The 19,232-nt window shown below is 71.8% G+C and carries 15 protein-coding genes; 8 read left to right on the forward strand and 7 right to left on the reverse strand.

Annotated features, from left to right (window positions below; genetic code table 11):
• Window positions 1-54: 54 nt before the first annotated feature.
• From AC27IY_RS26735 to AC27IY_RS26755, 5 genes are read right to left on the reverse strand one after another with little or no spacing between them, the layout of a single operon-like run.
• Window positions 55-2,682: a sugar-binding protein gene (locus tag AC27IY_RS26735; protein ID WP_487179523.1), complete on the reverse strand. Its 2,628-nt coding sequence runs from the start codon at window positions 2,680-2,682 to the stop codon at window positions 55-57.
• 16 nt (window positions 2,683-2,698) lie between these two features.
• On the reverse strand, window positions 2,699-3,499 hold the full coding sequence (locus tag AC27IY_RS26740) for a carbohydrate ABC transporter permease (protein WP_344219071.1): 801 nt from the start codon (window positions 3,497-3,499) through the stop codon (window positions 2,699-2,701).
• Window positions 3,496-4,392, reverse strand: a complete 897-nt coding sequence (locus AC27IY_RS26745) for a carbohydrate ABC transporter permease (protein ID WP_344219069.1) — start codon at window positions 4,390-4,392, stop codon at window positions 3,496-3,498. Before AC27IY_RS26745 ends, AC27IY_RS26740 begins: the two co-directional genes overlap by 4 nt.
• Entirely contained in the window at window positions 4,392-5,765 is a 1,374-nt protein-coding gene (locus AC27IY_RS26750; protein WP_487179524.1) for an extracellular solute-binding protein, read from the reverse strand. Before AC27IY_RS26750 ends, AC27IY_RS26745 begins: the two co-directional genes overlap by 1 nt.
• Window positions 5,766-5,767: 2 nt before the next feature.
• A complete protein-coding gene (locus AC27IY_RS26755; protein WP_344219065.1) occupies window positions 5,768-7,036 on the reverse strand; it encodes a carbohydrate kinase family protein in 1,269 nt (422 codons plus the stop codon).
• A 153-nt stretch (window positions 7,037-7,189) separates the two neighbouring features.
• On the opposite strand from AC27IY_RS26755, the gene AC27IY_RS26760 reads away from it, so the two are divergent.
• The 3 genes from AC27IY_RS26760 (at window position 7,190) to AC27IY_RS26770 (ending at window position 10,169) form a co-directional block, all read left to right on the forward strand.
• Window positions 7,190-7,948: a DeoR/GlpR family DNA-binding transcription regulator gene (locus AC27IY_RS26760; RefSeq protein WP_487179526.1), complete on the forward strand. Its 759-nt coding sequence runs from the start codon at window positions 7,190-7,192 to the stop codon at window positions 7,946-7,948.
• A gap of 16 nt (window positions 7,949-7,964) precedes the next feature.
• A complete protein-coding gene (locus tag AC27IY_RS26765; protein WP_449952197.1) occupies window positions 7,965-9,311 on the forward strand; it encodes a 6-phospho-beta-glucosidase in 1,347 nt (448 codons plus the stop codon).
• Window positions 9,312-9,566: 255 nt separating this feature from the next.
• Window positions 9,567-10,169, forward strand: coding sequence for a restriction endonuclease (locus tag AC27IY_RS26770; protein ID WP_487179528.1), 603 nt, complete (start codon window positions 9,567-9,569; stop codon window positions 10,167-10,169).
• A gap of 110 nt (window positions 10,170-10,279) precedes the next feature.
• On the opposite strand, the gene aceA is transcribed toward AC27IY_RS26770, so the two are convergent.
• The gene (gene aceA, locus AC27IY_RS26775; protein ID WP_364452202.1) at window positions 10,280-11,563 is read right to left on the reverse strand and encodes an isocitrate lyase; all 1,284 of its coding nucleotides are present in this window, start codon (window positions 11,561-11,563) and stop codon (window positions 10,280-10,282) included.
• Window positions 11,564-11,811: 248 nt separating this feature from the next.
• Here aceA and AC27IY_RS26780 point away from each other — a divergent pair, with 248 nt between their 5' ends.
• The 3 genes from AC27IY_RS26780 (at window position 11,812) to AC27IY_RS26790 (ending at window position 15,547) form a co-directional block, all read left to right on the forward strand.
• Entirely contained in the window at window positions 11,812-13,284 is a 1,473-nt protein-coding gene (locus tag AC27IY_RS26780) for a helix-turn-helix domain-containing protein (protein WP_371247183.1), read from the forward strand.
• Between the two features lie 45 nt (window positions 13,285-13,329).
• A complete protein-coding gene (locus tag AC27IY_RS26785) occupies window positions 13,330-14,277 on the forward strand; it encodes a glucosyl-3-phosphoglycerate synthase (protein WP_487179529.1) in 948 nt (315 codons plus the stop codon).
• A gap of 61 nt (window positions 14,278-14,338) precedes the next feature.
• Complete coding sequence (locus tag AC27IY_RS26790) at window positions 14,339-15,547, forward strand: acyl-CoA dehydrogenase family protein (protein ID WP_344219053.1); 1,209 nt, start codon at window positions 14,339-14,341, stop codon at window positions 15,545-15,547.
• Window positions 15,548-15,658: 111 nt separating this feature from the next.
• Here the strand turns inward: AC27IY_RS26790 and AC27IY_RS26795 are convergent, their stop codons facing one another.
• Window positions 15,659-16,918 carry a tyrosine-type recombinase/integrase gene (locus tag AC27IY_RS26795; RefSeq protein ID WP_487179530.1) on the reverse strand — a complete coding sequence of 420 codons (1,260 nt, stop codon included), beginning with the start codon at window positions 16,916-16,918 and terminating at the stop codon, window positions 15,659-15,661.
• Window positions 16,919-17,453: 535 nt separating this feature from the next.
• On the opposite strand from AC27IY_RS26795, the gene AC27IY_RS26800 reads away from it, so the two are divergent.
• Window positions 17,454-18,518, forward strand: a complete 1,065-nt coding sequence (locus tag AC27IY_RS26800) for a hypothetical protein (protein ID WP_487179531.1) — start codon at window positions 17,454-17,456, stop codon at window positions 18,516-18,518.
• A complete protein-coding gene (locus AC27IY_RS26805) occupies window positions 18,515-18,838 on the forward strand; it encodes a hypothetical protein (protein ID WP_487179533.1) in 324 nt (107 codons plus the stop codon). The genes AC27IY_RS26800 and AC27IY_RS26805 overlap by 4 nt, the downstream gene beginning before the upstream one ends.
• Window positions 18,839-19,232 lie beyond the last annotated feature (394 nt).

Consider the following 19,232-nt stretch of genomic DNA (forward strand, 5'->3'; position numbering starts at 1 on the left):
GCCGGCCGGACCAACTGGCGGGCGGCCGGCACCCGCGTGCCCCCTACGCGCGGGTCAGCGTACGCGGGCCTGGGAGGCCGAGGCGCCGCCGCGCGAGGACTCCCAGCCGGCGACCACGGCGGGATCGGCGGCGAGGGCCCGGGTCAGCGGGATCTTCACCGTCGTCGTGCCCCGGCGCGGCACGGCGGTGACCGCCGAGCCCGCCGTGCCCCGCGCGTCCCGTACGAACAGGTGGGCCTTGCCCGGCCCCGCCGCCCGGAACGTCACCGTGACCGCGTTCGCGGCCCGGACCGCCGTGACCACCTGCCCGGCGTCCGCCGCCGCGGGGCCGCCGGCCGGTGGCACGTTCACGCGGACCGCCTGCTCCAGCGACTGCGGTGAGTCCAGGCTGGACAGCGCCGTGTCCGGGATGACCGGATCGGGGGCCGGCCGCTCGGTGCTCCGGTAGCCCGCCAGCGACGCCACGCCCCACCGGTACGGGTCGCCCTGCACGCCGCCCCACGTCGACCAGCCGATCCGGGTCTGCCCGGTCTTGTCCTGGGTGTCGGAGTCGTACACCAGGATGTTGAGCCCGAGGTGCTGCGGATCCACCGAGCCGGGCAGCAGCTCCAGCGGGATCGCCGCCTCCACCGTGTACTCACCGGGGGAGACCTTGGAGGCGATCCGCATCCCGGTGGCCGGGCCCTGCCGGTTGTCCGCGTCGCGCAGCGCGCACGGCGGCCCCTCGGCGGTCACCGGCAGCACCGCCGCCTTGAACGTCGTGGAGGTGTTCTCCGACGTGCCGCGCGGGTCGAGCGCGATCTCCACCGCGTCCGTACGCCAGTGCCGCTTGCAGTCGGCGGCGGCCAGCCGGGTGCCGAGCACGTCGTCCTTGACCCGGACCGCCACGTACAGCGTGTCCTCGTGCCAGGCCAGCCGGGCCGTGGCCGAGCAGTCGGCCGCCGACGAGCACGCCGTGCCCTCCCACAGCCGGGAGACGTCGATCGCGGGCCCCGGGTAGCCGGAGTCGTCCCCGTCCACGTCGAGCGCGGCGCCGGCCTGCGGGATCGTGGCCGCCGGCACCAGCTCCAGCGCGGGCCGGCCGGTGACCACGCCGTCCACGGTGACGGTGTAGGCGTAGTCGCCGCCCTCGTTGGACGTCTTGAGCGCGGCGTCGGTGTTCGTGACCGTGAACGGCACCGTCGCCGACGCGCCCGGCGCCAGCTCGGGGTAGGCCGCCTCGGCCCGGTCGGCGGCGAAGCCCGCGGGCAGGTCCACGCGTACGGTGCCGGCGCGCGGCGCGTCGCCGACGTTCGTCACCACGACGCCGACCTGCCGGGAGCCGCCCGACGGCAGCGTCAGCACCGGCGTCACCAGGCCGCGCAGCTGCGGCACGCCGACGTCGGCGGTCCACTTCTCGTACTGGGCGACCTGCGGGAGGAGCTGCTGCCGGCCGCGTACGGCGGGGCTCGCCTCGACCTGCCGGTCGGTCCAGCCGCGGCCCCGCTCGGTGGTCAGCACCGCGCCGATCCGCGCCCGGCCCGCCGCCCCCGCCGCCGGCGTGACGGTGAACCGCGCCGTCGCCGCCCGCCCGGGGGTGATCCGGCCGAGGTCGCCGGAGCCGGTGGCGGTCCAGCCCTCGGGGAGGCGCAGCGCGGCCGACGAGCGGCCCAGCGGCTCGCGGGCGGTCACCGAGACCTCCACGGCGAACGGCGTCCCGGGCCGGACGTCGAACGCGCCGGTGCGCAGCGACAGCCCGGTGCCGAGCGGTACGGAGCCCGCCGGGCGGGTCAGCACGCCGTCCAGGATCGCCGTGGGCGCCGCCGCGGCCGTGGTGCCCGGCTCGGGGAACGGCACCCGCGCGTCCACCTGGGTGAAGAAGTCGCAGCCGAGCTGCGCGGGGTCGGCGGGCACGTCGGGGAAGACGGCCCAGCCCTGGGAGGCGTAGACGCGCTGGGAGTCCCGCTCGATGGCCGCCCACGTCCGGCCGCCGCCGGAGGTCCGCCCGCTCCACACGCCGTACACGTTCTGCGCCGGGTTCGCCGGGCGGAAGGTCGCCGCGCAGGACGGCCCCACCTGCGACGTGCCTCGCCCGCCGCCGGTCAGCAGCCGGGCCGGCGCGAACGGCTTCAGCCCCTCCCGCGTGAGCTGCTCGGGGAACGCCTTCGGGTCGGCCGCCGCGTAGAACGCCTCGATCGCCAGCCTGGCCGCCTGCTGGTGGTTGCCGTGGTTGCCGGGCGTCGGCGCCGGGTCCATGGTCAGCAGGATCTCCGGCCGGGTCTGCCGGACGACCCTGACGACCTTCTCCAGCGTGTCGCCGCCCCAGACCTGGTCGGTCAATGGGGCGCTCACCGTGTAGTAGAAGTCGACGTCGTCCAGGTTGAACACCTCGCGCACGCCGGCCCCGCCGACCGCCGCGCGCTCCTCGGCCTCGCGCAGCAGCCCCAGCGCGGGCCCCTCCTCGGGGCCGACGGCGTTGCCGCCGCCCTCGCCCCGCGTGACGGTGACCACGCCCGTGCGGACGCGATGGTCCTCGTTCCACTGGCCGAGCGTGGACAGGCTGAACGCCTCGTCGTCGGGATGCGCGCCGACGAACAGCGCGTCGAGGTCCACGGGCGCGGCCGGAGCGGCCGCCGCCGCCTGGGCGGGCAGGGCGGCGGCTCCCGGGACGAGCAGCAGAAGGGCGGACAGGATCAATCGCATGGCGCCTCCGGAGGATCTACTCGCGAACCGCCCCTTGGAGCAGCCCGCGGACGAAGTGTCGCTGGAGGAACAGGTAGAAGATCACGACCGGCGTCGCCACGATCACCGACCCGGCCGCGAGCAGGGTGAAGCCCGAGGTGTGCTGGCCCTGGAAGAACGCCAGGCCGAGCGGCGCCGTACGCAGCGACTCGCTGGTCACCATGATCAGCGGGATGAGGAACTCGTTCCACGTCCACATGAAGACCAGCACCGTCAGCGTCACCACCGCCGGCCGCGCCGGCGGCACCAGCACCTGCCACAGGATCCGCCACGTCGAGGCCCCGTCGATGCGCGCCGCCTCCACGATCGCCCGGTTCGAGGCGCGGAAGTAGGCCCGCATCCAGAACGTGCCGAACGCCACCGAGAGCGCCACCTGCGGCAACGCCACCGACCAGAACGTGTCGATCAGCCCCAGCGAGCGCAGGTCGAAGTAGAGCGGCACCGCGACGGCCTCGCTCGGCATCATGATCCCGAGCATGAACAGGTAGAACAGCGCCGACTGCCCGCGAAAGCGCATCGTGCCGAAGGCGTACCCGCTCATGACCGACAGCACGACGCTGACCACCACGACGAACGCCGACACCGCGATGCTCGTACGCAGGTACGTCCCGAACCGGCCCACCTCCCAGGCCGCCGCGAAGTTCGCCGCCCCCGCCGTCCCGCCGCTGTCGGACGGCCCCAGCGCCGCCCCCAGGATCGTCACGATCGGCAGCAGCGCGAACACCGCGAACACCGACAGGATGACGTAGTTGGCCACCCGCTCACCGCGCGAGATCACGTGAGCCCCCTGTCGGCGAACCGGTTGATCCCGAACGAGATCACGAAGATGAGCAGCGCCAGCGTCACCCCGACGGCCGCCGCCGAGCCCACCTGGCCGAGCCCGAAGGCCCGGTGGTAGACCTCGTACGACGGCACCGTCGTGGACGTGCCGGGACCGCCCCGCGTCGTCACGTACACCAGGTCGAACGTGCGCAGCGCGGCGATCACCGTGAGCGTCAGGGCGACCGCGATCTCCCCGCGCACCGACGGCAGCGTCACCGCGAAGAACTCCCTGACCGCGCCGGCCCCGTCGAGCCGCGCGGCCTCGTACAGGTCGGGCGGCACCCGGCTCATGCCGGACAGCAGCAGCACGGTCACCAGCCCCGTCTCGACCCACGTGCCGACCACCCCGACGGCGGGCAGCGCGAAGGTGTAGTCGCCGAGCCAGCCCCGCGTCAGCGAGTCCAGCCCGAGCGCGCCGAGCAGGCCGTTGAGCGTGCCGTCGGGCGCGTAGACGCGCCGCCACGCCACCGCCACCACGACCATCGCCACCACCTGCGGCAGGAACACCACCGTGCGGAAGAAGCCGAGCCCGCGCACCTTGGCGTGGTTGAGCACCGCCGCCAGCGCCAGGCCGATGGCCAGCGGGATCAGCGCGTAGAACACGACGAGCACCAGCGCGTGCCCGAAGGCGGCGCGCAGCCCCTCGTCGGCCACGATGGCGGCGTAGTTGTCCAGGCCCGCCCACCTGCCCACGGACAGCCCGTCCCAGTCGTAGAGGGAGAACTGCACGGCCCGCCCGATCGGGAACAGCAGGAACGCCGCGTAGATCACGAACGCCGGCAGCAGGTAGAGGTAGGCGACGCGCCGGGGCTCGCCCGGAGGCCGCCCCGCCGCCCTCCGCCGTGCCATCAGTTGCTCTCGGCGAAGGTCTTGTAGTCCTTCTCCAGCGTGGCCAGGAACTCCTGCGGGCTCGCCTTCCCGGCGAGCAGGTCCTGCAGCGCCGCGCCGAGCGTGTCGGCGAAGGTCGGGGTCGCGTAGTCGAGGTAGGGGACCAGCCCGTCCTTCTCCGTGACGGTGCCGAAGGCAGTGAAGACGTCCTGCTGCGGCCCCGCCTTGACGCTCTGCTCCCCGGTCTCGGCGACCGGCAGGTTGCCGGTCGAGGTGAGCACCTTCATGGCGTCCGCGCTGGTGATGAAGTCGACGTACGCGGCCGCCGCGTCCGGGTGGGGGCTCTTGGCGGTGATGGCGAACGGCAGCCCGGTGCCTCCCGTCGCGACCGGCGCGGCGTCGGCGGTGACGCCCGGCGGCAGCATGAAGCCGAGGTCGTCGCCGAGCGCCTTCTCCAGGTCGGCGAGCAGCCAGGTGCCCGCGACGAGGAAGACGCCCTCGCCCTTGCCGAACGCCTGCCAGGCGGGGTCGTAGCCCTGGCCGTTGAAGCCCTTGGCGAAGTAGCCCTTGTCGACCCAGCCGACGAGCTGCTCGGCGGCGGCGGTGTTCTCGGGCGTGGTCCAGGAGGCGCCCTTGCGGCCGAAGGCGAGCGCGGAGATCTGCTCCGCCGGCACGTGCCGGCCCTGGACGGTGCCGAAGACGTGGATGGCGGGCCACTTGTCGAGGTTGCCGAGTTGCAGGGGCACCTCGCCGGCGGTCTTGGCGGTGCCGAGCGCGGTCTCGAAGTCGGCCCACGTCTTCGGCGGCTGCAGCCCGAGCTTGGTGAGCTTGGCCTTGTTGTAGAAGACGCCGACGACCTCGCCGACCTGGGGGAGGCCGTACAGGTTGCCCTCGCCGAAGAGCTTGCCGTCGGCGCTGTAGCGGGAGTAGCGCAGGACGGACTCGGGGTAGCGCTGCTTCCAGCCGTAGGCGTCGGCGTAGGCGTCGAGCGGGAGGAGCTGGCCGGCCTTGACGAACGCGCCCATGGAGGAGCGGCCGTTGTTGGCCTCGACGACGTCCGGGGGCTCGTTGCCGCTGAGGGCGAGGCGGAGGGTGGTGTTGAGGTCGTCGAAGGAGCGGGACACCCGGTTGAGCTTGATGTTGGGGTATTTGGCCTGGAAGGCGTCGTTGAGCTGCTTCATCTGCGCCGCCTGCCCGCCGCGGACCTCCTGGTCCCACACGGTGAGCGTGACGTCGCCGAGGGCGGCGGCGTCGGTGCGCACGGCGGACGGGGCCGCCGGGCTCTGCGGGGCGGGCGGCGCGGAGGATCCGGGTGCGCACGCGGTCAGGGCGAGGGCGGCGGCGAGCAGTGCGATCGCCGGGGTGCGGCCCGTCCGTCGCGTCGTGGACGTCATGGTTACTCCTTCTGCGCGGGCACGCGGGAGGTGCCGGGGTCCCCGTCGTCGTGCGCGGGGCCACCCCCGTGCGAGTCGTCCCGCGGACCCTCTTTCCTGGATCCGGCGTCCGTCACCGGGGTCGCCTCGCCGCCCGGCTGGGGCTGGGGGGCGACGCCGACGTCGGCGTAGCGGGCGATGGTGGCGGCGGCGCGGCGTACCGCGCCGACCGGGTCGGTGGGCACCAGCCGGTCCAGGAAGGCGTAGCGGCGGGCGAGCGAGCTGCCGTAGGCGCCGCTGTGGGGGGCCGTGGCGCGTACCTCGTGCCACCAGTCGGCGATGTCGCCCCAGCCGGGCGCGGCGAGCGAGCCGCCGAACTGCTGCACGGCGAGGGCCGCGCACACCTGGGCGAAGGCGACCCGGTCGGTGAGCGGCCAGCCGCAGAGGGTGCCGAGCACGAAGCCCGCGCCGAACACGTCGCCGGCGCCCGTGGGGTCGAGCGCGTTGACCCGCGGCGCGGGCACGAACGCCTCCTCGCCGGTGGTGGAGTCGATGGCCATCGCGCCGTTGGCGCCGTCGGTCACCACGGCGACCGGCACGTGGTCGGCGATGGCGTAGAGCGCGTCGCGCGGGGTGTCGGTGCGGGTGTAGGCCATGGCCTCGACGGCGTTCGGCATGAAGGTGTGGCAGATCGACAGCTGCTCCAGCACCCCGGAGGACCAGGAGCCGGACGGGTCCCAGCCGACGTCGGCGAAGATCAGCGCGCCGTCGCGGTGCGCCAGCTCGGCCCAGTTGCACGCGCTGCCGGGGGTGCCGAGCGGCTCGTCCTCGGAGAGGGTGACGATCACGGCCTTGGAGCGGGGCGGCTTGCCGATCATCTCGGAGGCGGACATGGGGGAGGGGTGACCGTGGGTGACCATGCTGCGGTCGCGGTCGACGGCCATGGAGACGGTGACCGGCGAGTGCCAGTGCTCGAAGCGGCGCGACCTCGACAGGTCGACCGACTCCTGCTCCTCCAGCGTGCGCCAGCAGAAGTCGCCGTAGTCGTCGTCGCCGAAGGCCGCGGCCAGGGAGGTGCGCAGGCCGAGGCGGCTGGTGGCGATGGCCAGGTTGGCGATGCCGCCGGGGCACGAGCCCATGCCGTCGGCCCAGATCTCGGTGCCGGCGGCGGGCATGGCGGGCAGCCCGGTGAAGATGATGTCCAGGAAGACCGTGCCCGCCAGGAACACGTCGAACTGCGGGCTGCCGGGGGTGCGTTCGCCGGCGAGAGGGTCGTACGCCTGAACAGTCACGGGAATGAGGCCTCCTCGACACGCCGCGATGTGCGCAATCTTGCACGTTTACCCGCACACTTCAAGCCCTCCGTGCGAACGATGACACCAAATGCGTACGAAATGCTTACTTGGTGCTTACTGTTGGGCGGAAATGACTGATAAGGTGACGCCGTGCTCCAGCGCCTCCGGCATGCCGAGATCATGCGCCGCGTCCGGCTCTCAGGCGCCACCAGCGTCCGCGATCTCGCCAGCCAGCTCGGCGTGAGCCCGTCCACCATCCGCAGGGACCTCGAGGTGCTCGACCGCGACGGCACGCTGCGCCGCGTCCGCGGCGGCGCTCTCCCCAGCCTGGACGCCGACGCCGACCGGCCCTTCGCCGAGGTCGCCGAGGTCGACGGGCAGGACAAGGAGGCCGTGGCGGCACGCGCGGCCGAGCTGATCCGCGACGGCGACGTGGTGCTGCTCGACATCGGCACCACCACCGCCTGCCTGGCCCGGCGGCTGCGCGGGCGGCGGGTCACGGTCGTCACCTCCAGCCTCGCCGTGCTCGACGCGCTCCGCTGCGACCCCGAGGTCGAGCTGCTGCTGCTCGGCGGCATGGTCCGGCGTCCCTACCACTCGCTGGTCGGAGTGCTCACCGAGGCCGCGCTGAAGCAGGTGGTGGCCGACCGGGTGTTCCTGGGCGCCAGCGGCGTGCGCCCCGACGGGCAGCTCGTCGACACCACGCTCGCCGAGGTGCCGCTCAAGCGGGCCATGATCGCCGCGGCGGGGCAGGTGCTGCTGCTGGTCGACCGGCACAAGTTCCCCGGGACGGGCGCCCTGCGCGTGTGCGGGCCCGAGGACGTCGACGTGGTCGTCACGAACGCCGGGGCCGATCCGGCCACGCTGCGCAGCCTGACGGCCGCGGGCGCCGAGGTGCTGCTCGCTTGAGGGTGAGGGAGTTCGTATGAGACTGGCCGTGATCGGGGGCGGCGGCTTCCGCGTGCCGCTCGTGTACGGCGCGCTGCTGCGCGACCGGGCCAAGCCGCGGGTCGAGGAGATCGTGCTCCACGACGTCTCCGCCGACCGGCTGGCGGTCGTCGCCCACGTGCTGCGTCAGCTCGCCGCAGGGCACGACGACCCGCCCGCGGTGCGCGTCACCACCTCGCTCGACGAGGCGCTGCGCGGGGCCGACTTCGTCTTCTCCGCGATGCGGGTCGGCGGCCTGGCCGGGCGCACCGCGGACGAGCGGGTCGCGCTGGAGCTGGGGCTGCTCGGCCAGGAGACCACCGGTCCCGGCGGCATCGCGTACGGCCTGCGCACCGTGCCGGTCGCCGTGCGGATGGCCGAGCGGGTCGCCGAGCTGGCGCCGCGCGCCTGGGTCATCAACTTCACCAACCCGGCCGGCATGATCACCGAGGCGATGCGGACGGTCCTCGGCGACCGGGTGATCGGCATCTGCGACTCGCCGATCGGCCTGATCCGGCGCGCCGCCGCCGCGCTCGGGCTCGACCCGGCCCGCGTCGAGCCCGACTACGTGGGGCTCAACCACCTGGGCTGGCTGCGCGGGCTCGGCCACGACGGCCAGGACGTGCTGCCCGGCCTGCTCGCCGACGAGACGGCGCTGCGCCAGGTCGAGGAGGCCCGGCTGTTCGGGCCCGGCTGGGTGCGCACGCTCGGCGCCCTGCCGAACGAATACCTCTATTACTACTACTTCACCCGCGAGGCGATCGCCGCCAGCCGGGGCCGCACCCGGGGCGAGAGCCTGCTGGACGGGCAGGAGGCCTTCTACGCCGCCGTCCAGGCCGATCCCGGGCAGGCGCTGGCCGAGTGGCGGCGGGCGCGCAGGGAGCGCGACGAGTCGTACATGGCCGACGTCCGCGACACGGCCGAGGCGGGCGAGCGCGATGCGGCCGACCTGGAGGCGGGCGGCTACGAGGGCATCGCGCTCGCGCTGATGGCCGCGCTGTCGCGCGGCGAGCCGGCCACGATGATCCTCAACGTGCGCAACGGCTCGGCCGTCCCCGGCCTGCCCGCCGAGGCGGTCGTGGAGGTCCCGTGCGCGGTGGGCGGCGCGGGCGTGCGCCCGCTGGCCACCCGCCCGCTGCCGGGCCGCTTCCTGGGGCTGTTGCAGCAGGTGAAGGCGGTCGAGCAGACCACCATCGAGGCCGCGCTGAGCGGGTCGGCCGAGCTGGCCGTGGCGGCGTTCGCCCTGCATCCGCTGGTCGACTCGGTCTCCACGGCCCGCGCCCTGCTCGACGGCTACCGCGCCCGCGTCCCGGAGCTGGCGCGGGTCGTGCCGGGCGCGGTCTGAGCCCCGGATTCTGTCGGTCCCGGCGCGCATACTGACCTTCGGCATCGCCCGGAGGGAGGGGTCATGGCGAGGGGCTCGGGAAAGCGCACCGGCAGCGGGACGCCGAGGCGGCGGACCGCCGCGACGGCCCGGCGGCGAAAGGGTGCCGCCACGTCCTCGCGGCGTCAGGGCGCTGCGACGTCCCGGCGGCGTCGGGGCGCCGGGAGGTCCGCGCGGCGCCGGGCCGGCGCGACGTCCTGGCGGCGTCGGGACGTCGTGGCCGTCGCGATCGTGGTGGCCGGTGGCGGCGTGGCCTGGTTCGCGGCCGAGCATCCGGGGTGGGCGGCGGGCATCGCGGGCCTGCTCGTGGTGCTGTTCGTCGGCGGGCTGATCCTGCGGCGCCGCGCGATCGAGGCGGGACGGCGGCGGTTCCTCGCCGCCAACGCCGAGCTGGAGAAGGTCGATCTGATGTCGGGCCCGGAGTTCGAGCACCTGGTCGCCGAGCGGATGATCGCCGAGGGGTTCCGCCAGGTCCGCGAGTGCGGCGGCAGCGGCGACTTCGGGGTGGACATCACGGCCGTCGCCCCCGGTCACGGCCGTTACGCCGTCCAGTGCAAGCGCTACGCCGGGTCGGTGGGCGCGCCGGAGGTGCGCAACTTCCTGGGCGCGCTCGCCAACACCTTCGCCGGGCACACCGGCGTGCTCGTCACCTCCGGCCGTCTCACCCGGCAGGCCAGGGAGGAGGCGCTGGGCGCGCGGGAGCCGCTGATCCTGGTCGAGCGCGACCGGCTGGCCGACTGGCTGGTCGGCGCGGCGCCGCTGCTCCCGGCGCGGCGGGCGCGCCGCCCCGGCCCGCTGGCCGGCGAGGAGGCCACCTGACGTGCGGAAGGACATGGGTGGGCCGCGCCGGTGCTGGGGGGACCGGCGCGGCCCGTTTCGCCGGGGAACCGTCCCATGCCCTGGAGGTGGCCGGCGAGATCAGGGGTGCCCTAGTGGCCGAACTGCTCCTCCTCGGTCGAGCCCTTGAGCGCGGTGGTCGAGGAGTCGGGCGCCACGGCGGTGCTGACCAGGTCGAAGTAGCCGGTGCCGACCTCGCGCTGGTGCCGGGTGGCGGTGTAGCCACGCCGCTCGGCGGCGAACTCGCGCTCCTGGAGCTCGACGTAGGCCGTCATGCCGTCGTTGGCGTACCCCTGGGCGAGGTCGAACATCGAGTAGTTCAGCGAGTGGAAGCCGGCGAGGGTGATGAACTGGAACTTGTACCCCATGTGGCCCAGCTCGCGCTGGAACTTGGCGATGGTCGAGTCGTCCAGGTGCTTCTTCCAGTTGAACGACGGCGAGCAGTTGTAGGCGAGCATCTGGTCGGGGTGCTCGGCCTTGATCGCCTCGGCGAACTCGCGGGCCACGTCCAGGTCGGGCGTGCCGGTCTCCATCCAGAGCAGGTCCGAGTACGGCGCGTACGCCAGGCCGCGCGCGATGCACGCCTGGATGCCGTTGCGGACCCGGTAGAAGCCCTCGGCGGTGCGCTCGCCGGTGGTGAACTCCTGGTCGCGCGGGTCCACGTCGCTGGTCAGGAGCGTCGCGGCCTGGGCGTCGGTCCGCGCGATGACCAGTGAGGGGACGCCGCAGACGTCGGCGGCGAGGCGGGCGGCGTTGAGCGTCTTGATGTGCTGCCCGGTCGGGATCAGCACCTTGCCGCCCAGGTGGCCGCACTTCTTCTCGGAGGCGAGCTGGTCCTCCCAGTGCACGCCCGCGGCGCCGGCCGCGATCATGCCCTTCATCAGCTCGAACGCGTTGAGCACGCCGCCGAAGCCGGCCTCGGCGTCGGCGACGATGGGCGCGAGCCAGTGCGGGGCCTCGACGCCCTCCGACCAGGTGATCTGGTCGGCGCGCAGCAGCGCGTTGTTGATGCGGCGCACCACGGCCGGCACGGAGTTGGCCGGGTACAGGCTCTGGTCCGGGTACGTCTGCCCGCCGAGGTTCGCGTCCGCGGCGACCTGCCAGCCGGACAGGTAGATCGCCTTGAGGCCCGCCTTCACCTGCTGCACGGCCTGGTTGCCGGTCAGGGCGCCGAGCGCGTGGACGTAGTCCTCGGTGTGCAGGAGCTGCCACAGCCGCTCGGCGCCGAGCCTCGCCAGCGTGTGCTCCTCCTGGACGCTGCCGCGCAGCCGGATGACGTCCTCGGCGCTGTAGGTGCGCTCGATGCCCTCCCAGCGAGGGTCGTTGTCCCATTCGTCCTGCAGCTGCTGAGCAGCTCCCTTGAGGCGATCGATCATGGTCACTCCTTTTTCGTCCCCTGGGTGCCTGTGCCGAGTGTGTGCCCGGGAGGACACCGGCCAACAGGCGCAGTCGAGCAGAAGAATCGTGAAATTTTCCTCCTTGTCCATTACTGGCGGGTATTCAGTGGGGAAGAATTCGCGAGTTTTACCGTTGGCCTAGACCAATCTCGGGCGTGCTCGGACCGTCCTGTCCCGGCTGCCCGATGGGCTAGAAGATGAGCAGATTTTCTGTCTAAGATGCCTACATGGCCTCGTTGCTGGGCGAAGAACCGCTGTCTTTGACGCAGGAGCTCGATCTCATCGCGTTTGGCCAGCGCCTGCGTCACCTGCGCAAACAGCGCGGCCTGACGCTGTCGGACCTCGGTTCCCGGGTCAACCGCGCACCCAGTCAGCTCTCCCTGCTGGAGAACGGCAAACGTGAGCCGAAGCTCTCCCTGCTCAAATCGCTGGCCTCAGCGCTGGGCGTGCCCGTCGAGGAGCTGCTGCGCCGCCAGCCGCCCAACCGCCGCGCCCAGCTGGAGATCGCCCTGGAGGAGGCCCAGCGCGACCCCCTGTACGCGGGGCTCGGCCTGCCCCGGCTGAAGGTCTCCGCCCGTGTGCCCAACGACGTCCTGGAGCACGTGCTCGGCCTGTACGGCGAGCTGCGCGCCCGCCAGGCCCGCGGCACCGCCACCCCGGAGGAGGCCCGGGTGGCCAACGCCGAGCTGCGCCGCCGTCAGCGTGAGGTCGGCAACTACTTCCCCGAGATCGAGCAGGCCGCCGCCGAGGCCCTGGACGCCGTCGGCTACCGCAGCGGCGCGCTGTCGCAGAGCACGATCCAGAGCCTGGTCACCCACTTCGGCTACACCGTGCACACCGCCCAGGACCTGCCGCGATCGGTGCGTTCCATCACCGACATGCGCAACCGCCGCATCTACGTCAAACACGAGCAGCTCGGCATGCACACCCCGCGCACGATCCTGCTCCAGACGCTCGGCCACCTGGCCCTCGGTCACGACAAGCCCCGCGACTTCGCCGACTTCCTGCGCCAGCGCACCGAGGCCAACTATTTCGCCGCCGCCGTGCTGGTGCCCGAGCGGGCCGCCGCGCTCTACCTCCAGGAGGCCAAGTCCGACCGGGCGCTGTCGGTCGAGGACCTGCGGGACGTCTTCGCGGTGTCGTACGAGATGGCCGCCCACCGCTTCACCAACCTCGCCACGCACCACCTGGGCCTCGTCTGCCACTTCGTGCGCAACGACGCGGGCGGCACCATCTACAAGGCGTACGAGAACGACGGCATCGTCTTCCCCGCCGACGAGCAGGGCGCGATCGAGGGGCAGCGGATGTGCCTGCAGTGGTCGGGGCGGCAGGTGTTCCTGTCGCCGGACCGCTTCTCGGTCTACTACCAGTACTCCGACTCGCCGACCGGCACGTACTTCTGCGTCGCGCACGTGGACCCCTCGCGCGAGCGGGACTTCGCGATCACGCTCGGGGTGCCGTACAAGGAGTCGCGGTGGTTCCGGGGGCGCGAGACCACCCACCGCACCAAGTCCGACTGCCCGAACGGCGAGTGCTGCCGGCGCCCGCCCGCCGAGCTGGCCGAGCGCTGGGAGGGCTACGCCTGGCCGTCGGCCCGCGCCAACTCCCACGTCCTCGCCGCGCTGCCGCCGGGGTCGTTCCCGGGCGTGGACGAGGCGGACGTCTACACCTTCCTGGAGCGCCACGCAAATGGTACATAACCCGACATAACGGGTATCGGGGGGTGGGGAGGAGGTGGTCGGAGGATGCTGCCCGAAGTGCGCGGATGGCTGCGGCGCCGTACGTCGTCGGCCCGTGACTGGCCCGTCCGGGACCTGCTGGCCGCCAAGGGGACGACGACCGTCAGCGTGGTGCTCCCGGCCCGCGACGAACGCGCGACCGTCGGCGAGATCGTCGGGATCCTGCGCCGCGAACTGGACGGCCTCCTGGACGAGGTCGTCGTCATCGACTCCCGCTCCCGTGACGACACCGCCCGCGTCGCCGCGCGGGCGGGCGCCCGCGTGCACGCCCAGGACGACATCCTGCCCCACCTGCGGCCGCTCGACGGCAAGGGCGAGGCGCTGTGGAAGTCGCTCGCGGTCACCCGGGGCGACGTCGTGGTCTTCGCCGACGCCGACATCAGGCACTTCCGGGCCTCGCTCGTCGGCGGCGTGCTCGGCCCGCTGCTCACCGATCCGACCCTCGCCTACGTCAAGGGCTGCTACGACCGCCCGCTCGACGGCGCGCCGAACGGCGGCGGCCGGGTCACCGAGCTGGTCGCCCGCCCGCTCATCAACCTGCACTGGCCCGAGCTGGCCGGGTTCGTCCAGCCGCTGGCGGGCGAGTACGCCGGCCGCCGCTCCGTACTGGAGCGGGTGCCCTTCCTGACCGGCTACGGCGTCGAGCTCGGCCTGCTCATCGACCTGCTCGACCTGGCGGGGCTGGACGCCTTCGCCCAGGTGGACCTGGGCTCGCGCGAGCACGCGCCGCAGTCGACCGAGGCCCTGGGGGCGATGTCCTGCCAGATCATGCTGGCCGCCTGGTCCCGCCTCCGGCGCCAGGGCAAGATCCAGACCTGGCACGAGCCGTCCTGCCTGCTGGCCCAGTTCCGGCGCGGGCTCACCGGCCACGACGTGACCAGCCGGGACATCGCCATCGCCGAACGCCCGCCCATGCTCACCCTTCCCGGCCGCCTTCCTGCCGGGGCCTACTGACCGGTAAGGTGTTACCACTGGTAACCCCCGGCAGCGGGGTCGGAAGGGGAGTGTGCGGCCCATGAGCGGGTTCTGCCCGGAGCTCAGCGACGACGTCAAGCAGGTACGCGACTGGGTGCACGAGTTCGCCCGCGACGTGATCCGCCCCGCGGGCGCCGACTGGGACGAGCGCGAGGAGACCCCCTGGCCGGTCATCCAGGAGGCCGCCAAGGCCGGCCTGTACTCCCTCGACTTCTTCGCCACCCAGTGGTTCGAGGAGAGCGGCCTCGGCCTGCCGGTCGCGTTCGAGGAGATCTTCTGGGGCGACGCCGGCATCGGCCTGTCCATCGTCGGCACCGGCCTGGCCGCCGCCGCCCTGTCCGCCAACGGCACCCCCGAGCAGATGGGGGAGTGGCTGCCGCAGATGTTCGGCACCGAGAACGACGTCAAGCTCGGCGCCTTCTGCGCCTCCGAGCCCGACGCCGGCTCGGACGTCGGCGCCATCCGCACCCGCGCCGTCCGCGACGGCGGCGACTGGATACTGAACGGCGTCAAGACCTGGGCCACGAACGGCGGCATCGCCAACGTCCACATCGTCGTCGCCGCGGTCGACCCCGCGCTCGGCACCCGCGGCCAGGCGTCCTTCATCATCCCGCCCGGCACGCCCGGCCTGTCCATGGGGCAGAAGTTCCGCAAGCACGGCATCCGCGCCTCGCACACCGCCGAGGTCGTCCTCGACGACGTCCGCGTACCCGGCTCCTGCCTGCTCGGCGGCGAGGAGAAGCTGGAGGCCCGGCTGGCCCGCGTCCGCAACGGCGAGCGCGCCGGCGAGCAGGCCGCGCTGCGCACCTTCGAGACCACCCGCCCGGCCGTGGCCGCCATGGCCGTCGGCATCGCCCGCGCCGCCTTCGAGTACGCCCGCGACTACGCCCGCGAGCGCGAGCAGTTCGGCCGCCGCATCGCCGAGAACCAGGCCGTCGCCTTCCTCCTCGCCGACATGGCCACCCGCGTCGACATCGCCCGTTTCATGACCTGGCGCGCCGCCTGGATGGCCCGCAACGGCCGGCGGTTCGAGCAGGCGGAGGGCTCGATGTCCAAACTCGTGGCCAGCGAGACGGCGGTGTGGGTGACGGAACAGGCGATCCAGATCCTGGGCGGGGCCGGCTACACCCGCGAGCACCCGGTGGAGCGCTTCCACCGCGACGCCAAGATCTTCACGATCTTCGAAGGCACGTCGGAGATCCAGCGCCTGATCATCGGCCGCGCCGTCACCGGCCTGCCCGTCCGCTGAGCAAATCGCACGTCAGATGAGGTGGCGTACTCGTGGGGCCATGCCTCTGGCACGCTACGCCGTACTGGTCTCTCGCCACTGCGCGGACCTCGGTTCTGTCTCAGTTCTGCCTCAGCCGCTTTCAGGTTGCCGGAACTGCCGATCGATGGCGTCGCGGACTCGGTCGTGCGACGAAGGCAGCATGTGAGCGTAAACACGGAGGGTGAGCGCCGGATCGGTGTGCCCCAAGTATTCGGACAGATCCTTGATCGTCACACCACCTGCCAGGGTGACGCTGGCGAAGTAGTGGCGGAGCTGGTGCGTGCCTTGCTGCCGAGTGGTGAGGTAACGTCGCCGACCCCGTGCGTCCTTCACCGGCTCGGAAATGACCCCGGCCGCGACGAGCGCAGGCTTCCAGACAGTCTCGTCGTAGTTGCGGTGCCGCACGTGTAAATCGTCTGTTGCCCACCGAAACAGCAGGCTGTGAGTACGCGGCTTCCCGTTGGGCTTCTCCCAGGGCAGGGTGTACGGCCGCGGCGTGTGGGCCTCGATGTGTGCACGAAGATGTTCGGCAACCCATCGAGACATGGGAATCGTCCGTTCCTTGTCCCTCTTTGGCAGGGCGAAGACGAAGTCGCTCCTCAGCTTCTTCACCTGACGCCGTACGTGGATAGTCATCTCCTCGAAATCCACATCTTCGAGGGCGAGGCCGAACCATTCCCCCGCCCGCATGCCACACCCAGCCCCGAGGACAGGCATAGCCCGCAGATGCTCAGGGTGAGCAGCGATGATCGAGAGCACCACTCGATCCGGCCATGGGACCACCTTCTTGTACGCATGTGCCGGCGCCCTGACGATCTCGGCCTTGGCAGGATTTTTCCTGATCTTCTCGTCCGCAACAGCAAAATCCAGGACGCCCTGAAGGACGAGAAGCGCCGCAATCGGGGTGGAAGGTTCGTACCGGTCAGAGAGTTGGGTGAGGAACTTCTGTATCTCTGATGGCTTGATCGACCCCACCTTGCGTCCACCGAACCTCGGCTTGACGTGGAGACGATACATCGACTCGTAGCGCAGAACAGAAGCTGGATCGGCACCTGCTCGGGAGGCCAGCCAACGCTGTCCGTAGACGTCGAAGTCGGCGTTACCCGCTGCTGGATGGATGTACTCGCCCCGTTCCAGGTCCTCTTCCATCTTCCGGGCGTGTTTCTTGGCTTCGTCCTTGACGCGCCGGGTGGCCGTCTTCTCCCTGCCGTCCGGTCCGATCCATACGGCCTGCCATCGCTTGGCGTTCGGGTTCCCGCCGTTGTCGGGATGCTTCGCGGTCTTCTTCCGCATGGGCTTGCCGTCAGGTCCTTCGACCGTCGTGAACCACAGGTCTCTGACGCGGGCCATCGTGCTTCTCCTGGTCGGTTGTGGCGGTGCGCGTTGGATGGCGTTTCGCCTGGTACCGGGCCATGCAGGCGAGTGGCGATCACCACCATCGGAAGTCCTCGTGACGCGCTTTGTGATCTTTGCGGACACGTCTCGTGCGAGCGCACGCGTCGCGCTATGGTGTGTCTGACGCATCTGACACGTCGAAACATGCTGTTTGTATCACACGAGTCCGCCATCACAAGGGCGACAGCCCACGACCGCGACTTCACTCCCTCGGAAGTCACGGAGCCAGACAACAAGAAAGGCGCCCCCCGCCAAGCGGAGAGCGCCTCACCACATCACCGTCAACACCGCATCCTCTGACCGGTTCCAGGTTGGTCGCCGAACGAACCGCTCAGGTGGGTGCCACAGAAAATGCTTGGAGTCGAAGATATCACCTCGCCAAGCGTTCCCCCCGGCGCGCCCGCACCACCGGCGCCCGCCGCGGCCGAACGCCACGCAACCCTCGTCCATCCCGTCTCGCGCAGCGGTCCTGTCGGCCGTCCCCGAAGGCATGCGCCGCGCGCTCTCCCAGCAGGCGTTCCTCCGTGCCGTCAAGGAGCACCCTGATGCGCTCGCGCTGAAGTGCCATGCCTACCGGAACCTCACGGAGGTGGCTGCCAAGCTCGCCGGCTGGGCCGACTGGGCCACGCTGACGACCCGCCCGACCGAGCAGCGCGTCGCTGATGACCTCGACTTGGCGCTGTCCACCGTGAAGCGCTGGATCCGGTGGTTGAGGGAGCGCGGCTTCCTCGGCGTCGTCGAGGAGGGCACGACGAACCGCTACCGCAGGGGAAACCACTGCGGGCTCACCGACGACGGCTTGGGCAACCGGGCGGCTGTCTGGGTGCTGTGCACGCCCGCCCTAGAGCTGGACGAAGGCGACATGTGCACCGACAAAACGACAACTGAACCCCCTTCTTTGACTCTCCCTAAGAGAGTCAAAGAAGGTCCTACGCACGCGCGCGAGGAAAGATCATCTACGCGCCGCCGGAACCGAATCTCGACGACGAACGAAGCCGCCGCCACGCCTGGGACCCGCAAGCACGCGCTCCAGATCGCCCAGAAGATCCACGACGAGAGCACCACACTGCGGCGGCTGTCCCCGTGGTACATCCGGCACCTGACCAGGGTCTTCGTCGCCGCCGGTTGGACCGCCTCCGACGTGCTGCACGCCCTCGACCACCAGCCGGACGGCACGGCCTGGACCTACACCTGGACGAGCCGCGACCAGATCCGCAACGTCCCCGGCTGGGTGCGGTTCCGGCTATCGGCGTGGCTGGACGAGCACGGCCGGCCCCTGCCCGGCAAGTCGCAGCGGCTCGCGGCCGCGGCCGCCCACCTCCGCGCAGAGCAGGCGGTCATGCGGGAGCGGCTTGCGGAGATGAGAGCTCGCCGCGTCGGCGGGCCAGTCGAGATGCCAGCGCGGTTGAGTCGGGCGGAAGCTCTCGCGGGCCCGCCCGTCGCTAGGCCGGGCAGCTCGCCAGGTCCGGGTGAGGCATACCGGGCGGCGCGTGCGGCGTTGGATGCGAAGCGGCTGCAACGTGAGGTCGAGCGTCTTCGGCGGACGGCGTCGTGAGCGACGAGTACGCCGAGAGGGCGCAGCAGGCACGGGAACTGCTGGCGCGGTCGTCGCCGGCTGCTGCTCGCGCGATGCGTGTCCGCAAGGGGGAGGCTGTGCGGTCGCGCCGGGTGGTGGAGGAGGGGCGGTGGGCCTGGATCGACTGGCAAGCGCAGCAGGCGATCGACGCGCAGCCCCCGCTCATCGAGGCGTCGCTGCCGGAGGTCGAGGTGGACGTGGAGGACGAGGCGGCGAGGCGGCGTCGGGTGGCGCTGGCGCGGGCGCGCACTCGGGCCCGCATGTACCGACAAAACGACAAATTCGGATCTACGCTGTAAAGGCACGAGCGCGGGACAGTGGTAGGTCAGAAGTAGCGCTGTGTGCGCGTGAGACGCACGGAGACGCACGTAAGAGCGCTTCCGGGTGCATCTGGTGCGCTAGACGCATTAGAGCGCTCTCAGCGCGTCTGACGCGTTAACCAAACCGTTATGCGACGGGTCGAGATTGGACCCCTAAATGTCTAGGTAGTCCCCCTCAATGTGTTAGCGTCGAAGACGTAGCACCCCGCAAGAACGCCCTTGACCAGCCGGAACACGTACGAACACGGCGCGACCGGCACCCCGCCCGGTTGGACAGGCCCAACATCCTGGTGCTGATAACGGCACCGCAATCAACGAACCGGCTCCGGCCCCGCGACTGCCACAGTCGCGGGGCCGCGGCATGTCACAGGGA

The sequence above is a fragment of the Nonomuraea sp. B208 genome, from assembly GCF_057536035.1.